This is a genomic window from Micromonospora sp. NPDC093243, from assembly GCF_044753725.1.
In the GTDB taxonomy this organism is placed as follows: domain Bacteria; phylum Actinomycetota; class Actinomycetes; order Mycobacteriales; family Micromonosporaceae; genus Micromonospora.
The window spans coordinates 693,627-711,189 of the sequence record NZ_JBIVNT010000004.1; the positions used below are offsets into that span (position 1 = coordinate 693,627).

At 65.2% G+C, this 17,563-nt stretch carries 21 protein-coding genes; 17 read left to right on the plus strand and 4 right to left on the minus strand.

All coding sequences use genetic code 11. From position 1 onward, the window contains the following. Positions 1-466: 466 nt before the first annotated feature. Genes hsdR through ACIP9D_RS17005 form a run of 3 tightly spaced genes read left to right on the plus strand, consistent with a single transcriptional unit; the run spans position 467 to position 5,218 of the window. The gene (gene hsdR, locus ACIP9D_RS16995) at positions 467-2,899 is read left to right on the plus strand and encodes an EcoAI/FtnUII family type I restriction enzme subunit R (RefSeq protein WP_350875595.1); all 2,433 of its coding nucleotides are present in this window, start codon (positions 467-469) and stop codon (positions 2,897-2,899) included. Between the two features lies 1 nt (position 2,900). Continuing rightward, positions 2,901-4,358 (plus strand): class I SAM-dependent DNA methyltransferase, encoded by a 1,458-nt coding sequence (locus tag ACIP9D_RS17000; protein ID WP_350875597.1) that lies wholly within the window; start codon positions 2,901-2,903, stop codon positions 4,356-4,358. After that, positions 4,355-5,218, plus strand: a complete 864-nt coding sequence (locus ACIP9D_RS17005) for a restriction endonuclease subunit S (RefSeq protein WP_350875599.1) — start codon at positions 4,355-4,357, stop codon at positions 5,216-5,218. The genes ACIP9D_RS17000 and ACIP9D_RS17005 overlap by 4 nt, the downstream gene beginning before the upstream one ends. A 702-nt stretch (positions 5,219-5,920) precedes the next feature. Here ACIP9D_RS17005 and ACIP9D_RS17010 read toward each other — a convergent pair. Then, entirely contained in the window at positions 5,921-6,466 is a 546-nt protein-coding gene (locus ACIP9D_RS17010; RefSeq protein ID WP_350875601.1) for a hypothetical protein, read from the minus strand. Further along, positions 6,463-8,037: an RNA-directed DNA polymerase gene (locus tag ACIP9D_RS17015; protein ID WP_350875604.1), complete on the minus strand. Its 1,575-nt coding sequence runs from the start codon at positions 8,035-8,037 to the stop codon at positions 6,463-6,465. The genes ACIP9D_RS17010 and ACIP9D_RS17015 overlap by 4 nt, the downstream gene beginning before the upstream one ends. 166 nt (positions 8,038-8,203) lie before the next feature. Between ACIP9D_RS17015 and ACIP9D_RS17020 the strand changes: the two genes are divergently transcribed. Next, the gene (locus ACIP9D_RS17020; protein WP_350875606.1) at positions 8,204-8,767 is read left to right on the plus strand and encodes an HD domain-containing protein; all 564 of its coding nucleotides are present in this window, start codon (positions 8,204-8,206) and stop codon (positions 8,765-8,767) included. On the opposite strand, the gene ACIP9D_RS17025 is transcribed toward ACIP9D_RS17020, so the two are convergent. Next, positions 8,755-9,225 (minus strand): NUDIX domain-containing protein, encoded by a 471-nt coding sequence (locus ACIP9D_RS17025; RefSeq protein WP_350875608.1) that lies wholly within the window; start codon positions 9,223-9,225, stop codon positions 8,755-8,757. The two genes, ACIP9D_RS17020 and ACIP9D_RS17025, sit on opposite strands and share 13 nt — an antisense overlap. A gap of 5 nt (positions 9,226-9,230) precedes the next feature. Then, on the minus strand, positions 9,231-9,989 hold the full coding sequence (locus ACIP9D_RS17030) for an XRE family transcriptional regulator (protein WP_350875610.1): 759 nt from the start codon (positions 9,987-9,989) through the stop codon (positions 9,231-9,233). Positions 9,990-10,160: 171 nt separating this feature from the next. Between ACIP9D_RS17030 and ACIP9D_RS17035 the strand changes: the two genes are divergently transcribed. The 13 genes from ACIP9D_RS17035 to ACIP9D_RS17095 all read left to right on the plus strand — a co-directional run bounded on the left by ACIP9D_RS17035 (position 10,161) and on the right by ACIP9D_RS17095 (position 17,562). After that, a complete protein-coding gene (locus ACIP9D_RS17035; protein WP_350875612.1) occupies positions 10,161-10,478 on the plus strand; it encodes a hypothetical protein in 318 nt (105 codons plus the stop codon). A 291-nt stretch (positions 10,479-10,769) separates the two neighbouring features. Then, complete coding sequence (locus tag ACIP9D_RS17040) at positions 10,770-11,654, plus strand: hypothetical protein (protein ID WP_350875823.1); 885 nt, start codon at positions 10,770-10,772, stop codon at positions 11,652-11,654. A 1-nt stretch (position 11,655) separates the two neighbouring features. Further along, positions 11,656-11,805, plus strand: coding sequence for a hypothetical protein (locus ACIP9D_RS17045; RefSeq protein ID WP_350875613.1), 150 nt, complete (start codon positions 11,656-11,658; stop codon positions 11,803-11,805). 86 nt (positions 11,806-11,891) lie between these two features. Continuing rightward, positions 11,892-12,758: an FtsK/SpoIIIE domain-containing protein gene (locus ACIP9D_RS17050; RefSeq protein ID WP_350875615.1), complete on the plus strand. Its 867-nt coding sequence runs from the start codon at positions 11,892-11,894 to the stop codon at positions 12,756-12,758. Next, a complete protein-coding gene (locus ACIP9D_RS17055) occupies positions 12,755-12,964 on the plus strand; it encodes a hypothetical protein (RefSeq protein ID WP_350875617.1) in 210 nt (69 codons plus the stop codon). Before ACIP9D_RS17050 ends, ACIP9D_RS17055 begins: the two co-directional genes overlap by 4 nt. 85 nt (positions 12,965-13,049) lie before the next feature. Further along, on the plus strand, positions 13,050-13,490 hold the full coding sequence (locus ACIP9D_RS17060) for a hypothetical protein (protein ID WP_350875619.1): 441 nt from the start codon (positions 13,050-13,052) through the stop codon (positions 13,488-13,490). Continuing rightward, the gene (locus tag ACIP9D_RS17065) at positions 13,490-13,792 is read left to right on the plus strand and encodes a hypothetical protein (protein WP_350875621.1); all 303 of its coding nucleotides are present in this window, start codon (positions 13,490-13,492) and stop codon (positions 13,790-13,792) included. The genes ACIP9D_RS17060 and ACIP9D_RS17065 overlap by 1 nt, the downstream gene beginning before the upstream one ends. A 5-nt stretch (positions 13,793-13,797) precedes the next feature. Beyond that, the gene (locus ACIP9D_RS17070) at positions 13,798-14,199 is read left to right on the plus strand and encodes an RRQRL motif-containing zinc-binding protein (protein ID WP_350875825.1); all 402 of its coding nucleotides are present in this window, start codon (positions 13,798-13,800) and stop codon (positions 14,197-14,199) included. Further along, positions 14,196-14,486 (plus strand): hypothetical protein, encoded by a 291-nt coding sequence (locus ACIP9D_RS17075; protein ID WP_350875623.1) that lies wholly within the window; start codon positions 14,196-14,198, stop codon positions 14,484-14,486. Before ACIP9D_RS17070 ends, ACIP9D_RS17075 begins: the two co-directional genes overlap by 4 nt. Beyond that, positions 14,473-15,297, plus strand: a complete 825-nt coding sequence (locus ACIP9D_RS17080) for a DUF2637 domain-containing protein (RefSeq protein WP_350875625.1) — start codon at positions 14,473-14,475, stop codon at positions 15,295-15,297. Before ACIP9D_RS17075 ends, ACIP9D_RS17080 begins: the two co-directional genes overlap by 14 nt. Beyond that, positions 15,294-15,557, plus strand: a complete 264-nt coding sequence (locus ACIP9D_RS17085; protein WP_350875626.1) for a hypothetical protein — start codon at positions 15,294-15,296, stop codon at positions 15,555-15,557. The genes ACIP9D_RS17080 and ACIP9D_RS17085 overlap by 4 nt, the downstream gene beginning before the upstream one ends. After that, positions 15,557-17,347: a replication initiator gene (locus ACIP9D_RS17090; protein ID WP_350875628.1), complete on the plus strand. Its 1,791-nt coding sequence runs from the start codon at positions 15,557-15,559 to the stop codon at positions 17,345-17,347. Before ACIP9D_RS17085 ends, ACIP9D_RS17090 begins: the two co-directional genes overlap by 1 nt. A 23-nt stretch (positions 17,348-17,370) precedes the next feature. Further along, complete coding sequence (locus tag ACIP9D_RS17095) at positions 17,371-17,562, plus strand: helix-turn-helix domain-containing protein (RefSeq protein ID WP_350875629.1); 192 nt, start codon at positions 17,371-17,373, stop codon at positions 17,560-17,562. Position 17,563: the final 1 nt, after the last annotated feature.

Consider the following 17,563-nt stretch of genomic DNA (forward strand, 5'->3'; position numbering starts at 1 on the left):
TGACGGTCCGAGTTGGCCGACCACCCGGTCGACTTCACGATCGACAAGTTTCGTCTGAGCTCTGCGCCCCACATCCGTCCGCGTCTTGAGCACGGTCGACGCCTCGGAGAAGTGTCCGCCGCCGTATTCACTGGCACGCCGCCGTCCAGCGCAGTTGTCTGTCAGCGTTGCTGTCGACAGCCTTCCCGCCGGCCTACTCCGTGGGTGAGGCCTCTGCCTGCGGGCAACGCGCGGGCCGCTCGGGCACGGGCCAGTAGTCGAGGTGCACCGCGCGGACTGGCGTCTCGGGGCCGATTGAGCCCCTGGCCCTCTAGCCGGAGTGGGCCAACATCACGGACAATCGAAGCTCCGTCCCTTCACGCTTCACCAGTAGACCGTGAGCAACCGCTCATTCCGGGCTCGGTGACCCATTGCGCGAGGACGGCTATTGCCATACGCCTTGGGGGCCCAGTTGCAAAAGCACCTCATGAATGAGCGAGATATCTGCACCAAGTTCATAACCCCCGCCTTGCGGAACGCCGGATGGGACGAGATGACCCAACTGCGCGAGGAGGTGCGCCTAACTAAGGGTCGAATACTGGTACGAGGCAAAGTTGTCGCAAGGGGCAAAGGCAAGCGCGCGGACTATGTCCTCTACTACCGCCCCAATATTCCGATTGCCGTAGTCGAGGCAAAGGACAGTAGGCACAGTGCGCTTGACGGCCTCCAACAGGCGTTAGAATATGCCAGCATATTGGACGTCCCCTTCGCCTTCTCCACCAACGGCGATGCATTCGTCTTCCATGATCGGACCGGCACGAGTTCGGAACTGGAGACAAACCTCGCTATGGACCAGTTCCCTTCCCCAGAGGAGCTCTGGGCCAAGTACCGCGCGTGGCGCCAGCTCGCGGACGAAGGCGAAGCACTCGCGCTCCAGGACTATTACTACGACGGAACAGCCAAGAGCCCTCGCTACTACCAGGTGGCCGCCATCAATGCGGCAACAGCCGCTATTGCAGCAGGCCAAAGTAGAATCCTCCTTGTCATGGCGACCGGGACTGGGAAGACATACACGGCATTCCAAATCATCTGGCGCCTGTGGAAGTCCGGGAGGAAGAAGCGAATCCTCTTCTTGGCGGACCGGAACATTCTCATTGACCAGACGATGGTAAATGATTTCCGGCCCTTCGGTCCCGCGATGGCGAAGCTAAGCACCGACACAAAGACCATCGGTCGTCGCGAGCCGTCCCAGAACCCGGCTGAGACGACGCGAAGTGGCCGACGAATCGACACCGCCTTCGAAATCTACCTCAGCTTGTATCAGGCGATCACGGGGCCGGGCGAGGAACAGAAGCTATACCGTGAGTTCTCACCGAACTTCTTTGACCTAATTGTGGTCGATGAGTGTCACCGAGGCAGCGCCGCGGAGGACTCAGCTTGGCGGGAGATCCTCGAATACTTCTCGTCTGCAACTCAGATCGGGCTTACCGCTACCCCCAAAGAAACAACATACGTCTCGAATATCGAGTACTTCGGCAAGCCCGTATATTCCTACTCCCTCAAACAGGGCATAAGCGACGGCTTCCTAGCGCCCTATAAGGTCGTGAAAGTAGACATCGACGTGGACGTTGAGGGCTACGAGCCAGGTGGCGGCCGACTGGACCGACACCTGAGGCCCATCGAAAACCGGACCTACGGCAGAGATGACTTCGACCGGAGTTTGGTGATTGACGAGAGAACCAAGCTTGTCACTAAGCGAATTAGCGAGTATCTCCGCGAAACTGGGGACCGATTCCAGAAGACCATAGTATTCTGCGTTGATGAGGAACATGCTGCGCGAATGCGACAGGCACTGATCAACGAAAACCGCGACCTGTGTTCTGTCAACCATCGGTATGTCATGCGTATCACGGGTGGCGATGTCGAAGGCAACGCTGAGCTTGGAAATTTCATCGACCCCGAGGCGAGCTACCCGGTAATCGTCACAACGTCACGGCTCTTGTCTACTGGAGTCGACGTTCAGACCTGCCGCGTAATCGCGCTAGATCGGCCGGTGGGGTCGATCACGGAGTTCAAGCAAATACTTGGACGTGGAACTCGTATACACGAGGACTCCGAGAAATACTACTTCACCATCCTGGACTTCCGCGGAGCGACCAGCCATTTCGCAGATCCGTCCTTCGATGGCGATCCGGTACAGGTCTATACAGCTGGTCCGCAGGATCCGGTCGCACCTCCGGATGATGTCGAATGCGACCCGGGTACGTCATCTGGCGCGCCAAATGACGACGAAGAGGAGGTGCTGGTTGATCCAGCCAACAAGCTGGCGGCGTCTGCTCCTGGCCGTGCCGAACCTCGAAAGCTATACGTGGAGGGCGTGGCGGTTGAGATCCATGCGGAGCGTGTAGAGTACCTTGATGCTCGTGGAGCACTAGTCACGGAATCGCTGCGCGACTTCGCCCGGAAGGCCTTGCTAAGGCACTTCGGGAATTTGGATGACTTTCTACAGCGGTGGCACGCAGCAGATCGGAAGCAGGCGCTCATCGATCAACTAGCAGACGAAGGGGTTCCGGTCATGCAAGTGGGTCGAGAACTGGGGAAGGATCTTGACCCATTCGATTTGATCTGCGAACTGGCTTTCGGGTGCCCACCCATTACTCGCCGAGACCGCGCCGCTATTGCCCGGCAAACGGACACATTCGCGAAGCACGGAGACGCCTGTCGCTCAGTGCTCGAGAAGCTGCTGGAGAAGTATGAGGATGAAGGCATATTGGATCTCGATGACCCTCGCATTCTTCAAATAGCACCTTTCAGCGCCTTGGGCACCCCGATGCAGTTGATTCGGGAGTTCGGCACTCGTAAGGATTTCGAGCAAGCAGTACGCGGGGTTCAGTCAGAGCTTTACCCGGAGGTTGCGTAGCATGTCAGTCCGAAACACGGTCAAGTCCATCCAAGACATTATGCGACAGGATGTCGGGGTCGACGGCGACGCGCAGCGTATCTCGCAACTTTGCTGGATGTTCTTCCTGAAGATCGTGGACGACCAGGACCTTCAGCTAGAGCTTCTCGACTCCGACTATACGTCGCCGATTCCACCGCCACTTCAATGGCGCAACTGGGCGGAAGATCCTGAGGGCATCACCGGCGATGACCTGCTCGAGTTCATCAACAATACTCTTTTCCCGCAACTTAAGACCTTGCCGGCATCTGGTCCAGCGGCGCATCGAGCACTGGTCGTAAGAAGCGTCTTCGAGGACGCGTACAACTACATGAAGTCGGGTTTCTTGATCCGACAGGTAGTTAACAAGATCAGCGCTGTGGACTTCAACAACTTGGCCGAGCGTCAGCACTTCGGGGACATCTATGAGCAGATTCTGAATGACCTGCAGAGCGCTGGCAATTCTGGCGAGTACTATACGCCACGCGCAGTGACATCGTTCATGGCCCAGCAGATTGACCCCAAGCCAGGAGAAATCCTGCTCGATCCGGCCTGCGGTACAGGCGGCTTCCTGACGTGTGCAATCCGGCACATGCGCGATCGTTACGTGAGAACGGTCGAGGATGAGCAGAAGATGCAGCAAAACCTACGCGCGGTGGAAAAGAAGCAGCTTCCCCATATGCTTTGTGTAACAAATCTGCTCCTGCATGAGGTTGAGAACCCGGAATTCGTGCGCCATGATAATGCTCTTGCGCGACCATATGTCAGTTACACTGCGCAGGATCGTGTCGATATCGTCCTGAGCAACCCGCCTTTCGGTGGCCGCGAGGAGGACGGAATCGAGTCGAACTTTCCGAAGCACCTTCAAACGAGAGAGACCGCGGATCTTTTCCTCGCCCTCGTTATTCGCCTTCTCAAGCCAGGCGGCCGAGCTGCGGTGGTGTTGCCTGACGGCTCCCTATTCGGCGAAGGGGTCAAGACGCGTCTGAAGGAACACCTTCTGGAGGAGTGCAACCTCCATACAATTGTCAGACTGCCCAACAGCGTCTTTCGGCCATATGCCACGATCGGCACAAACCTCCTGTTTTTCGAGAAGGGCGAGCCGACAAAGGAAGTTTGGTACTACGAGCATCGTGTGCCAGAGGGCCAAAAGGCTTATTCAATGACGAAGCCGATTCGTCTTGAACACCTTCAGCCCTGTGCGGAATGGTGGGGCGGATCCGATCGCGAAGGGCGATTGGAGAATGAGTTCGCCTGGCGTGTTAGCGTCGAGGACATCAGGACTCGCGGTTACAACCTCGACGTCAAGAATCCGCGGGCTGTCGACGCCGATCACGGCGACCCGAGCGATCTCTTGGCTTCCTTCGATCTGGCACGATCAAACGTCAAGGTCCTGACGGACCAGCTGAAGGCCGCCCTCAAGGAGGCGTTGCTGCGGTGAGTGGCATCAACGTTCTGTCTGTTCTCGACGAAGTCATTGAGGCGGACGAAGCTCTACCGAAGATTCGTCGTCTAGTACTGGACCTCGCTGTCCGTGGAAAACTCGTCGATTCTCTGCCTGCCGACGAGTCCGTCGACGCCCTGCTTCACCGAGTAAATGCTGAGAAGGTGCGGCTCGTTCGGGAAAAGATCGTTAGGAAGCCCGCCGCGCCTAACACGATCCATGACGGGGACAAGCCCTTTCTAATTCCGACAGGCTGGAAATGGGTCCGGTTCGGATCAATTGCCCATTTCTCGGCGGGCCGCACTCCGGCACGGCACGACCTTAGCTACTGGAACACGGGTGACCATAGCTGGGTAAGCATCGGTGACATGGTTGACGGCGGTCAGGTAAGTGCCACCAGGGAAACGGTGAGTGACAAAGCAAAGAACGAGGTGTTTGGGTCTGATCCTGCCTCGCCCGGAACCATCATCATGAGCTTCAAGCTGACAATCGGAAAGATCTCCAGGCTAACCGTTCCAGCGTTCCACAACGAAGCCATCGTTTCGATCCGCCCGTATATCGCGGAGTTGGACAGCTACCTGTTCAAGGTTCTCCCTCAGTTCGCTCGCCTTGGCACTACGAAGGGCGCGGTTAAGGGTGCGACGTTGAATCGAGAGTCAATCGCCAACATCCTGCTTCCTCTGCCCCCGTTGTCGGAGCAGGAACGGATTGTCCGTCGAATCGATGAGCTAATGGCGTTGTGCGACAGCCTGGACGATGAGTTGACAACGATGCGTGAGAGTCGGGCTCGACTCCTTGATGCTGTGCTGTACCAGGCCCTTCCCGCTAGCTTGGTTCCCGCGCAGGCAGCGCAATAGATTGAGGCAGGAGCGGCCCCGCATCTGGTAGTTCCCCATCCTTTGCCCCCCGATCCATCCCGTCTGCCGTCGACCCGCCCCCTTGGGGAGCGGGCCGCCGCCCGGCCCGCCACGTCAAGCGGACCTTGACACAGGTTCGGACGCTGGCGGGTCGGGCGGTGGTCTGCTCGGCTTGCCCGGGTCGATGGCAGACGGGATGGTTTCCCGCAACCACCCACTGACCGTGACCCGCCGACGCGGCCCTGGCCATCCTGGAGCCGGAGCGCCCCCGCCGGAGGCGCCCTAACCGCAACCCCTCGCGACCGCCGCCAGCTCGCCGACGCGCCCGGCGTGCCCTCCCCTACGCCGCGCGGGCTCGTGGCCGCGCGGCCCGGCCGGCTGCCGGCCTAGCCCTCACCGGTCAACGGTCTGTCGTTTTATGGCGGCCCACCGGGCTACCCGCTCTCCGCGCCAGCCGCCGGGCATCAGGCGCGACGGCCGCAGAGCGACAGCGGCAGCGGCCGGCGCGCGTCCAGGCGGCGGCGCGTGCGGCCCGTTACGGGCCGCCTTGAAGACGTACAGAAACTTTGAACCACATCGCCGGCAGCAGATCGCCGGCAGCCGGCAGCCGGCTTGGCGTGCTCCCGTAGGCAACCCCGACCAGGTGGCTGCATCACCACTCCCTCCGCGCCGTTGGCGCGGGAAGGCCGTCTAGCTAGTTGCTCACGGTCTGGGGTAGGCGTCCAGCGCAGTGACGAAGGCGCGGCAGGTCTCAAAACAGCTGGCGAGGGACTCGGGAGTGATCACCACCCTGCCGTCGCGGACGGGGACGCCGATGAGGCGCATCTTGCGCGGTTCCCCCTTCTCGATCTGGCGGGCGGTGAAGCGTCCCAGGCCGTGGGCGACCGCGTTGCGCACGGTGAAGCAGGCGTCCAACCTCGCCCACCCCTCTACGGCAGTGACATCGATGCTGTGGTCCCGTTTCAAGGACCCCTTGACTTCACCCCAACCGCCCGGTGGCCGGCCAGGTTGTTCGCCGAAGAGACGCCGAAGAAGGGTCTCGGCGTAGATTTCGACAATACTGACCAGTCGCAGCCAGCATGCGGCGCGGTCGGCGGCGGCGGTGTCGCTGACGATGCCGTCGCGGTAACGGCCCAGGGATCGGTCGGGCGCGCGACTGGTCGTTGTGGCAGCGTGTCTGACGTAGGTCGTGATTAACTCTTCCAGGGCGTCTTCGGTGATGTCGAGCATTACGAATTCCAGGCTCATGGCAGGGCCAGGATTGTCGCGTGTAGGCCGCCCTCTTCGCGGACCGCATCGTAGGTGTCCCCAGGGACGGCTCCACTTTGATGCAGTCGTTGCAGAGCCACCAGGTACCAGGAGGCTAGTGCCGACGGTTCCTCGTCGAGGCCGCGGGTGATCTCCTGCGCCTCGATTCGGTTTGCGGCCGCGAGGGCCAGGGCTGCTTCGGCGCGCACGGCGGGTTCGAAACGCTGCGCACGGTGGCCCGCAACCCAGGTGAAGAGCGGTTCCGAGTCGAGCAGGTCCAGTTCACCAATTGCTCGAAGTAGGCAGAGCCGTTGCCATCCGTTGAGGCTGACGTCTGTGGTGATGGCCTCGATGACCCGGGTCACCGCCGGCCGGTCGAGCGCTGCCATGGCGCGCAGGTAACGCAGCACGTATGGGGTCGCGGACGCCACGAATGCGACGATGCTCTCCGCCTTTGCCAACACCGAAAGTGCGCGTGGTTCCTCGGGGTCAGCCAGCCTGATCAGCGCACGACGGATGTAGCGAATATCGATCCGGTCGACTTCTCTCAGGTTCGTCCGTCCTTCGGCCTGGGCGCCGGCGTCAAGGTCGCGGGGTGTGACGGTCTCTCCGAGAAAACTGAGGGCCCACTCCGGATCGCTGTCGCGGGCCCCTTCCGTGTAGTCGGCCACGAAGTCTGCCGGTTCGTGCTGGACGCCGTCCCGCGGTAGGTGCGCGTCGACCTGACTAATTCCGGTCTCGTACCAGTAGTTCGTGATTGAAGGCGTGCGGGTCTTGGACTCGTTCAGCACAAGGCCATTGTCACGAGCCGCCGTCGCCAGATCGTCCAACGCGCGCTTGGCATCCTCGTACGTCTCGACCGCGATCCGGAAATCGTCGTTGAAACGCCAGGCTGCCCACTGCTTGCGGCGCAGTGCGCGCAGCACTCGGGCCGCATAAAGGTCGGAGAGATGATCCGAGGGCTCGAGCAACTGGGGGAGCCCGTAGCGTCGGCCGTGAACCTCGCCGAGCAGGTCCAGCAGGCACTCGACGGCGGCGTGGTCGCTCGTGCGAATGAGAAGCTCGCGAGCGAGAATGTCGTGGTCGATGTAGTCGTAGAACGAGGCGAGGTCCGCCTTCACGACATACTGAATTATCGCTTCGGCCGGCCAAGGCTTGGCGAAGGGCCAGTGATCTTCGTCGTCGTCCGGACGCGTGCCGCGTTCCTCCGCGTAGGTTACCGGCGCGGAGATGAACTCTCGGTAGCGCTCGGGTGAGCGGTCCATCTCGTGTCCAGCCTTGGCCATCAGCAAGTCCGTGAGCGCGCGGTAGCTAACCCGCTCGGCGAATCCCCAGATCGCAACCGGCCGGCTGCCCGTGACCGGCTTAGCCGCAGCGACTACTAGGCCGCGGCCCGTCGGCAGTCCGGCTTGTAGCTGGCCGTTCAGCCAGGAGGCAAAGGAAGCGGCATCATCTTTCAACCGATCGGCGCCGGGCGACGATGGGATTAGCGGCTCCGAGGCGTCGGCCTCCCGCCGCGCGGCCTCATCAAGACGCAGCCGCGAGAGTACATCCAAAGGGACGGGTCGCATAACGACATGAAATCATGCATCGTTCTCGCTTCCCGCCTGAGCATCTTGCCGGTCTCGGAGTCGCCGGTCGTGCCGACCAGGTACCACCGAACCTCCGGGCGAGCGTCACGGCGCTCCGGCCTGACGGGCGAGTGCAGCTCGCTCGATACCTCCGTAGGCTGATCGCATGTCTGCACTTCCCGACGTCGCGCGAGACATAGCGCGCAGCAAGCTGGCGGCACTACCTCGCCGGTGGAGTCACGTCCAGGCAGTCGCCGCCAAGGCCCGGACCGTCGCCGCCGCCGTTCCGGAGGATGACCGTGATGTGCTAGTGGCTGCGGCATGGCTCCACGACGTCGGCTACAGCTCCGATCTGGTCGACACCGGCTTCCACTCGCTCGATGGCGGCCGGTGGCTGAGGCGGGAGGGCTTCGACGAGCGAATTGCAGCCCTGGTGGCACACCACTCGTGCGCCTGGCTCGAAGCCGAGGAGCGCGGACTAGACGCGGTCTTAGCCGGTGAGTTCTCCCGCGAGGAGTCGGCGGTTGCTGACGCTCTCTGCTTCTCGGACATGACTACCGGACCTGACGGCCAGGACTTCGAGGTCTTGGAGAGGTTGGCGGAGATCCGGTCACGGTACGGGCCGGAACACCTCGTCACGCGCTTCATCACCCGGGCGGAACCCGAGATGGTTGCCGCTGCGCGGCGCACTCAGTCACGCCTTCACGCCCAGGTTCCTCAGCCGATGTAGGGCTCTCGGCGGTCCTCGAAGCCGTGCCGGATACGCATCTGGGTCGACGGGTGAATTTGAAGGTTTGGCAGCTCGACACGGCTCAGCCATCGCACGTCGGATGACTCGTCGCTCGTCGTCAGCGTGCCGCCGCGTGGCTCCGCTCGGAAGCAGATGGAGAACTGCTGACGCACCTCGCCGTTGGAGTACTCGACAACGTGGCCGGGGTCTGAGTAGACGCCGACGAGCCCGACTACCTCGACTTCGACACCGGTCTCTTCTCGGGTCTCCCGCACCGCTGTCTCCGCAACGGTCTCCCCGATCTCCTGGCCGCCCCCCGGAAGTGACCACAGCTCGTTATCAGTGCGATGAATCAACAGCACGCGACCGTGGGCATCCCGTACGAACACCGAGACGGCCACGACGATGCTGTTGGCCTTCGGCGCGTTCGGGTCGTGATAGTGCTCGGTCCTCGCCACGTGGCCTAGGTTGCCACCTCTTCATGCCCAAGTGGGTACGAGGACATCATGACGCGGTCGAAGCTGTCGGCGTAGGTGCTGAACATGTCGCCACCGGACAGCCTTCTTAGGTGCATAACGGGTGCATGCGGCGCCGGAAACCCGAGGACATGCATGTTGACCAACATCTCGTCATCAAAGCGGTAGATCGAGTTGTACAGGGTGGTGTCGTGGTACCTGACCTCGACGCCCTGCGTGCCTTCGAGGCGGTCGTAGTACTGCCTCACCTGCCGAATCTTGGCGGCCATGACACCCGGGGCACCCTCCTCGACGCTCTTCCGCTCAATCGCGGGCCGGTCGGGATCGCCTAGCAAGATCCTGATGGACACCCCGTCGAGTGCCTTCTGTCGCAGAATGTCGATCAGCCTCGGGTCCTGTTCGACGAGGAAAACCCCCGCGTACGCGAGGAGGTCGATCCTCTCCTCGGCCCTGTCGACCAGACGGCGCCACAGCTCGTAGGGCACCGACGACCTACGCGAGTAGACCTGGATGACCTCGCTCTGACCAAGCCGCGAGGCCTTCTCCGGAGTCACCGCGTCCGGCCAGAGGTACGACTCGCTCTCGCGAACAACGGCAGCAATGGCATGCCGGTGGCGCGGATAGGGCGTCCGGTCCTGCGTGATCCACCGCTCCACCGTCTTGGGATCAACCCCGATCTTCTCCGCGATGACAGCTGGCGTCATGCCGTTGCGAAGGATGGCGTCACGCAGTCGGTCGTTCGGCATGAAGGCCTCCAAGGGACGACTGGGACGCATTCATGATAACGAAGACGTCCCTAGTTGTCCACGACGTCGGGTGGCTTGTCCGGTCCATTGCGGAACCCTCGTTGGCAGAGGTCACGAGCAAGAGTCCACCGGGGACCTGCTCAATCCGACCCGAGAAACAGGAGGTCTGTTGTGAAGCTGTACGTGGACACCACGCGCAAGCAGGTGACGGCGTCGAAGGACCCGGAGCCGAAGAACGACCAGAACGGCAACCAGAAGTCCGAGAAGAACACGGGCCGGCTCATGTGGTCCACCCAGGTCTTCGTGCTCGACGAGAACGGCGGGGAGGTCATCACCATCACCACGGCGGGTGAGAAGCCGAGCGTGAAGGTGGGCGACTTCGTCGAGGTCGAGCAGTTGGAGGCCATTCCGTGGGCGACCAACGGGCGTAACGGCGTCGCGTTCCGGGCGGTGTCGCTGAAGCCGAAGACTGGCAACTCGGCGAAGTAGGTCTCTCGCACGTCGTGCTGTGTGAGCCACTGGTGTCCGTGGCTTGCGAAGCGGCCTACCGACTGGTCGCTGACCCAACTCCGATGCGGTCCGGGAGTGTTCCTGACTCCTACGTTCCCGGCCTGGTCTCCCCCATGGGGTGACGAAAGGAAATGGCCCGGGGTCGGTACTGACTCCTACGTCTGCCGACCCCGGTGCCGCCAACTCATCCGACCCAACTCGCGATTGGGAGGACTCGTCGTGTCCAAGTCTAGCCCCCGCCGCCCGTTCGGCGGAAAGTCAAGCGGAACGGTGACGGTCATCGAGGCCAAGGTTCACCGCTCCTCCGCACGCAACGCCCGGCTGGCGTTCATCCTCTCGGCGGTCATCGTCGGCGTCCTGTCCGCCGTGGTGGCCGCGTCCTACATGCACCCGATCCTGGCCCTCATCGTCGGCGCGCTCATCGGCGTGCCGGTCGGCGCGATCGTGTGGGTGCTGGTCCGCATCTGGCCGGTCCTGCGGCTGCTGTGGTGGTGGCTCCCGGAAATCGGGCTCACCGTCGGCGTGCTCACCTTCTGGGTGCAGCTCGCCAACCACACCCCGGCCGTCGTGACGCTGCTGGTCGTGGTCCTGGTCGTGGGTGTCCCGGCCGCCGTGCCGGTCATCCGCCACCAGCTGGTGGCCTGGGCGTGGTGCCTGATCGTCAGGCACCGGCTGCGCGTGTGCTTCGCGCAGTTCATCATCGCCAACCAGTCCGGTTCACTGCCATTGATCCTGTGGGCTCGTCCCACACCGGTCGGCGAGCGGGTCTGGGTGTACCTACGCCCCGGCCTGTCGGTCAAGGACCTGGAAGGCCGCCTCGACAAGATCGCCGTGACCTGTCACGCCTCGACCGTGCTCATCGAGCGCGCGTCGGAGCGCAACGCCGCGTATCTGCGTTTCGACATCAAGCGCCGTGAGGTGCTGACCGCCACCGTGGGCTCGCCGCTGGTCGACGTCATTGACCCGGGCACCCCGACGGTCGAGCAGGCACCGCTGACGGTGCCGACCGCCCTGGACCTGCCGGACGTCGACGTACCGACGATCACCCTCCCGGCCCAGGGCAAGCCGGCGAAGAAGCCGGCCACCACCGCCAACGGCAGCAAGCCCGCGGCTTCCTCGTCGGCCGATGCCGACGACGTCTCCGACTGGATCTGACATGACGCAGATCGAGTACGACGAGGTCACCGACGGCTTCTACTTCCACTGCTACGCCTGTGGCCGTGACGGCCGTTCGTGGGACCAGCGCCGTGACGCCGAGCTCGATGCCGACCGGCACGACGAGTTGCACAACGACGGCGTGATCTGACCCTTACCCAACCCGGTGCGCGAGGAGCCCTAGGGGCTCGTTCGTGTGGCTCCTCGCGCCCACTCATCGCCCGAAGGAGGGCAACCATGGCCACCACAGTCCCCACCCCCGCTGCCGCGGTGCCGGTGGGTCCTGGCCTGTCGATGTTCGACCCCATCTTCGTCGGGATCGACGAGTTCGGTCAGCCCGTCTACATCACCCTCGCCTACCGCAACCTCCTCGCCGGCGGCGAGCCCGGCGGCGGCAAGTCCGGCCTACTCAACTGCATCGCCGCCCACGCCGCCCTCTCCGTCGACAGCCGCCTGGTGCTGCTCGACGGCAAGCTCGTCGAGCTGGGCCAGTGGGAAGACTGCGCCGACGCGTTCATCGGCCCCGACATCACCGCCGCCCTGGCCGTCCTGCGACGGCTTCAGGTCGTGATGAACAACCGCTACGCCTGGCTACGCGCCCACGGGCGCCGCAAGCTCACCGCCCTGGACAACCTGACGGTCATCACCGTCCTCGTCGACGAGATCGCCTTCTACTCCGCCACCGTCGGCAACAAGCAGGAGCAGGAAGAGTTCGTCGCCCTCCTGCGCGACCTCGTCGCCCGGGGCCGCGCTGCCGGCATCCCGGTCGTCGCCGCCACCCAGCGGCCGTCCTTCGACATCATCCCCACCAGCCTGCGGGACCTGTTCGGCTACCGGGCCGCGTTCCGCTGCACCACACCCAACAGCTCGAACATCGTCCTGGGTCACGGCTGGGCAGAGCAGGGCTACTCCGCCACCGACATCTCGCCCACCAACCAGGGCGCGGCCTACCTCATCGCCGAAGGCGGCGTCCCCCGCCGCATCAAGGTCGCCTACCTCACCGACACCCAGATCTCGGGCATCGCCGACTACGCCGCCTGGATCCGCCGACCCGCCACCACCACGGCGGCCAGCACCCCCACCGAATGGGAGGCCGTCGCATGAGCACCCGAGAGCGCACCTACGCCCGCGCCAACAACCAGCGGGCCGCCCAATTCACCGAGATGTGGGTCATCGGCAGTCCCGAGGACTTGGCCGTGATGATCCACGCCGCCAGCCAAACCAACCGGCTCGTCTTCGTCTCCGCACCCCAACCGATGGGCGGAGACGACACCCGCCACCGCCGCTACCTGCGGCTCCGCACCCGATAGCCGGTCGACAGGACCAGACCAACGCCTGCAAGCAATCGCTGGTCCTGCCGACCTCCACCAACAGCCCCGAAAGGACGTGGCTGCCATGAAGGCTACCCAAAACCCACCCACCGGAGTCCAGGTCACAAACGCTGACCTGCTCCGGATGGCCGCCCTCTACCTACGCCGGCACGGCTGGCACCAGGGCACCTACTACGCACCCACCGCCGACACCACCCCCACCCCGCCGGCCTGCGCCGCCGGGGCCATCGGCATCGCCTGCGCCGGACACCGCGTCGAGCACTTCTCCCAGCTCGACCCCGACGCCCTGGCCGACTACCTCGCCACCCTCGGCGCGTTCGTCGACTACCTCGACGCCTACTACCCGCTGTTCCTCGTCGACGAGGACGGCTTCGGCATCGACGAGAACACCTCCCCCTACTCGTGGAACGACGACCCCGCCCGCACCGCCGAGCAGGTCATCACCGCCCTGGACGCAGCCGCTGACGAGTGGGACCGCCTCCACACCGAGGGAGGCGAGAACTGATGTTCACCGTCAAGGCGTCCTTGACGCGTTCCGCCCCTCGCCAGCGGCGTCGGGATGTCGTCGAGAACGACGCGTTCGCCGCGTTCGCTCGCCGCATCATCCGCGCCCACGGCCGCCGCGTCGCCGCCGGTGACGTGGAAGCCCTCGGCGACCTAGTCGCCCTCTCCGCGGCTATCGACGACGCCATCGGCGACGCCGTCATCGGCCTTCGGGCCTTCGGCTACTCCTGGTCGGAGATCGGCCAGCGACTCGGCATCTCCAAGCAGGCCGCCCAGCAGCGCTGGGGCGGTGAGAAGCCGTGACCGACCTGCGCAGCGTCGACCTCGACACCCTCACCGACCGGACCGGCATCCGGGTCGAGTTCTACGACCCGGCCGGCACCCGATACGGGTTCCCCACCTTCCCCTACCACTCCGCCCCTGGTGGGCTTGCCACCCGCCGGCAGCTCCGTGCCGCCGGCCTTCGTCCCGGCGGACACGACCCCGTGGCCCAGATCCTCTGGCGGCACCGCCGGCAGCGCCGGATCGCCTACCTCTACCGCCTCGATCTCGCCGCGCCCAAACGGACGGCCACGCCCGCTCAGCGGGCCGCCATCGCCAAGGCGCTTCGCGCCCGACGCACTTGCCGCGTCTGCGGCGAGGTGAAGCCCTACTACATCCCCCGCCGCTACGGCGAATGCCTCGACTGCCACGAAGGGAGCCAGTCGTGAGCTTCCACCTGTCCGACCCGTGCCTGTGGTGCATCGAGGGCAGCAGCCCCGGCGGCGTCCACGACGTGCTCGGCCCCGTCTACAAGCCCTGCCCGGTTTGCCTCGGCCGCTGCCTGCTCTGTGAGGGCGAGGGCCTGTTCCCGGCCGACTTCACCTGCCTGCCCTGCTTCCGCCAGAAGCTCACCGCCCGAGGGCTGGCCCCGATCATGTGCACCCACTGCTCCGGCGTGGTCGACCTCATCCCCACAGACATCCGCCCGGAGGTGACTCCCCATGTCGAGCACTGACCCGAGCACCTTCACCCAGGAATTCGCCGCCGAGTACGCCCGCAACGCGGTACCCACGATGCTCAAGGCGATCAACTCGATCAAGAAATACAACCGGTTCGTCCTGCTCGGTGCGCTGCTGACCAGCTACCTGCACCAAGCCCACTACCTGTGGACCCAGAACGCCGGCTACTTCGCCTACTTGGTGCCGCTGATCTTCGACGCCGCGATGGTGTCTATGCTGACCGTCGTCCGCACCTCCGGCATCGCCAAGGATGCCAAGCGCGGAGCCATGGTCGTCTTCGCCGCCTGCGGGCTGCTGTCGGCCACCATCAACTTCGCCTCCCCGGGCAGCCTCGGCCTACGCCTGGTCTTCGCCCTGGTCGTCGTCCTCGTCATCGGCGTCGAACTCGTCGCCGGACGCATCCGACCCGACTTCACCGCCATCCAGGCCGAAGCCGCGGCGCTGCTCGCCGCCGCCCGGGACCTGGCCGCCAACGACCAGACCGCCACCGACACCCCGGCCATCACGCCGGACAACCACGCGCCGGCTACCGCGCCGGTCGTCGACAACGCGCCGGCTCGGCCGGCTGTCATCGCCGCACCCGTCATTCCGGCACCGATCGTCCGGCCGGAAGTGCCGGCGCACCTGGTGCCCACCGCCCGATTCGTCATCGGCCGCCATGAGCAGAGCACCGGCCGACCCATCACCCCGGACGAGCTCGCCGGCCTGCTCGACGTCGGCCCGGACATCGCCCGGGAACTCCTGCGCACCCTCGGCGGCAACACTCCCGCCGTCAACGGCACCCCCGTGGCCGGTGGTGCCCGATGACCATCCACGTCGTCGACATCGAGCAGGTCACCCACACCTGCCCGGCCTTCCCCGACGAGCCGCACCCCTACGACACCCGACGCACGGTCATCCACGTCATCCCCGGCGGAGAATGCCGGACCCCGGTCACCATCCGCTGCGGCCAGGTGACCACCACCATTCCGTGCCACCGGCACGAACCGGCCGACCGCCAGTGCGGCGCCTGCCGGACCATCGTCACCCAACACAGCATCACCAACCGGCCCCAGGTGGCCGCCTGATGGCGTCGACGCTGGACCTCACACCCCGGACCACCACGGCCCGGGGTGCGGGCTCGAACGCCGACACCACCCCCGTCTACGCCTACACCGCCGCCGGCTCCGCCTTCATCCGTGCGACTCAGCCGGACTACTTCGGGTGGCTCGACCATGTCCGCGCCGCCGCCGGCTGCACCCGCCCCATCCGCCTCGCCGGCCAGCTGCTCACCGTCGACTCATCGACCGGCCGGGTCCTGGACCAGCGGCACACCGACTACATGCCCGACGCCGCGATCTACACCGCTTGTGGCAACCGCCGGGCCACCGTCTGCCCCGCCTGCGCCCGCACCTACCAACGCGACGCCTACCAGCTGCTCCGCGCCGGCCTCATCGGCGGCAAAGGCGTCCCGGAGACCGTGTCCCGCCACCCGGCCGTGTTCCCCACCTTCACCGCACCCTCGTTCGGCCCGGTCCACGTCCGGGTGGTCAAGCGGCACACCTGCCGGGACCGCAAGCGCTGCGACTGCCGGCCCGAGCCCTGCCACGCCCGCCGCGACACCGGCCTCTGCCAGCACGGACGGCCCGCCGTCTGCTGGGCACGACACGAACCGGACGACGCGGTGCTCGGGCAGCCGTTGTGCCTGGACTGCTACGACCACGACCACCAGGTCGTCTGGAACCTGTTCTCCGGCGAGTTGTGGCACCGCACCAAGCAAGCCGCGGAACGCTACCTAACGAAACTCGCCCGCCGCCGGGGCATCCCCGCGGTTGAAGTGGTCACCGCCTCCGGCAAGGTCCGCAAGGTTCCGCCGGTCCGGCTTTCCCACGGCAAAGCGGCCGAGTTCCAGGCACGCGGGGCGGTGCACTTTCACGCCCTGGTGCGCCTCGACGGCGTCGACCCCGCCGACCCGACGGCCATCGTTCCGCCGCCGGCCGGGTTCACCGTCGCCGACCTGGAAGACGCCATCCGGGCCGCCGCCGAGCAGGTCGCCTTCTGCACCCCCGGGCACCCGGACCGGCCGGACGGCTGGCCGATGGCATGGGGCGAGCAGGTCGACGTTCGCCCGATCAGCTTGACCGGCCGTGGTGAGGTCACTGACAGCATGGTCGCCGGCTACCTTGCCAAGTACGCCACCAAGAGCACCGAGGTAACCGGGCACCGCTCCGTCAGGCTCGACGCCGACAGCATCGGCGACTACGCCGACCCCGACGGCGACCACACCGCCCGCCTCATCGACGCCTGCTGGCGCATCGGCCGACCCACCGGCACACCCGTGCCGCTGTCCCAGCGGCCCCGCGACCACCGAGCCACGCACGGCTTCGTCGAGCGCTGGGAGTGCCCTGACTGCGGCACGCACACCCGCTACGCCGCCTGCCCCGTCTGCGTCGCCGACCGTCAAGCCAGCCTTGACGCCCAACCGGCCAGCAGACCCACGGCCAACCCCTACGCCCGGCTCCGGCGATGGGCTCACATGCTCGGCTTCGGCGGCCACTTCCTCACCAAAGCCCGCCGCTACTCCGTCACCTTCCAACTCCTGCGCGACACCCGCGTCACCTACCGCCGCAACGAGGAACACGACCAGGGCGCCGGCCACGCCGTCAAGGCCGTCGACCACCTCGACGACACCACCCTCATCGTCGGCACCCTCACCTTCGCCGGAGTCGGCTGGCACACCTCGGGTGACGCGCTGCTCGCCAACACCGCTGCCGCCCTCGCCCGCGAACGGCACACCACCGGCCGCGAAGAACTCGCCCACGAACTCGCCCACGAACTCGCCACCACCCCGGCCGGCACCGTGCCGGCCGCAGCCTGACCCCTCCACCCACGGGAGACGACATGACCGCCGCCCAACCGCTCAAGCTCTGGACCGTCGAAGACGTCTCGGCCTACCTCGGCGTCCCGGTCCAGACCCTCTACACCTGGCGTAAGCGCCGCATCGGTCCACCCGCCGGACGAGTCGGCCGCCACCTGCGCTACGACCCTGACACCGTCCGGGCCTGGTTCGCCGACCAGTCGAAGGCGGCCTGAC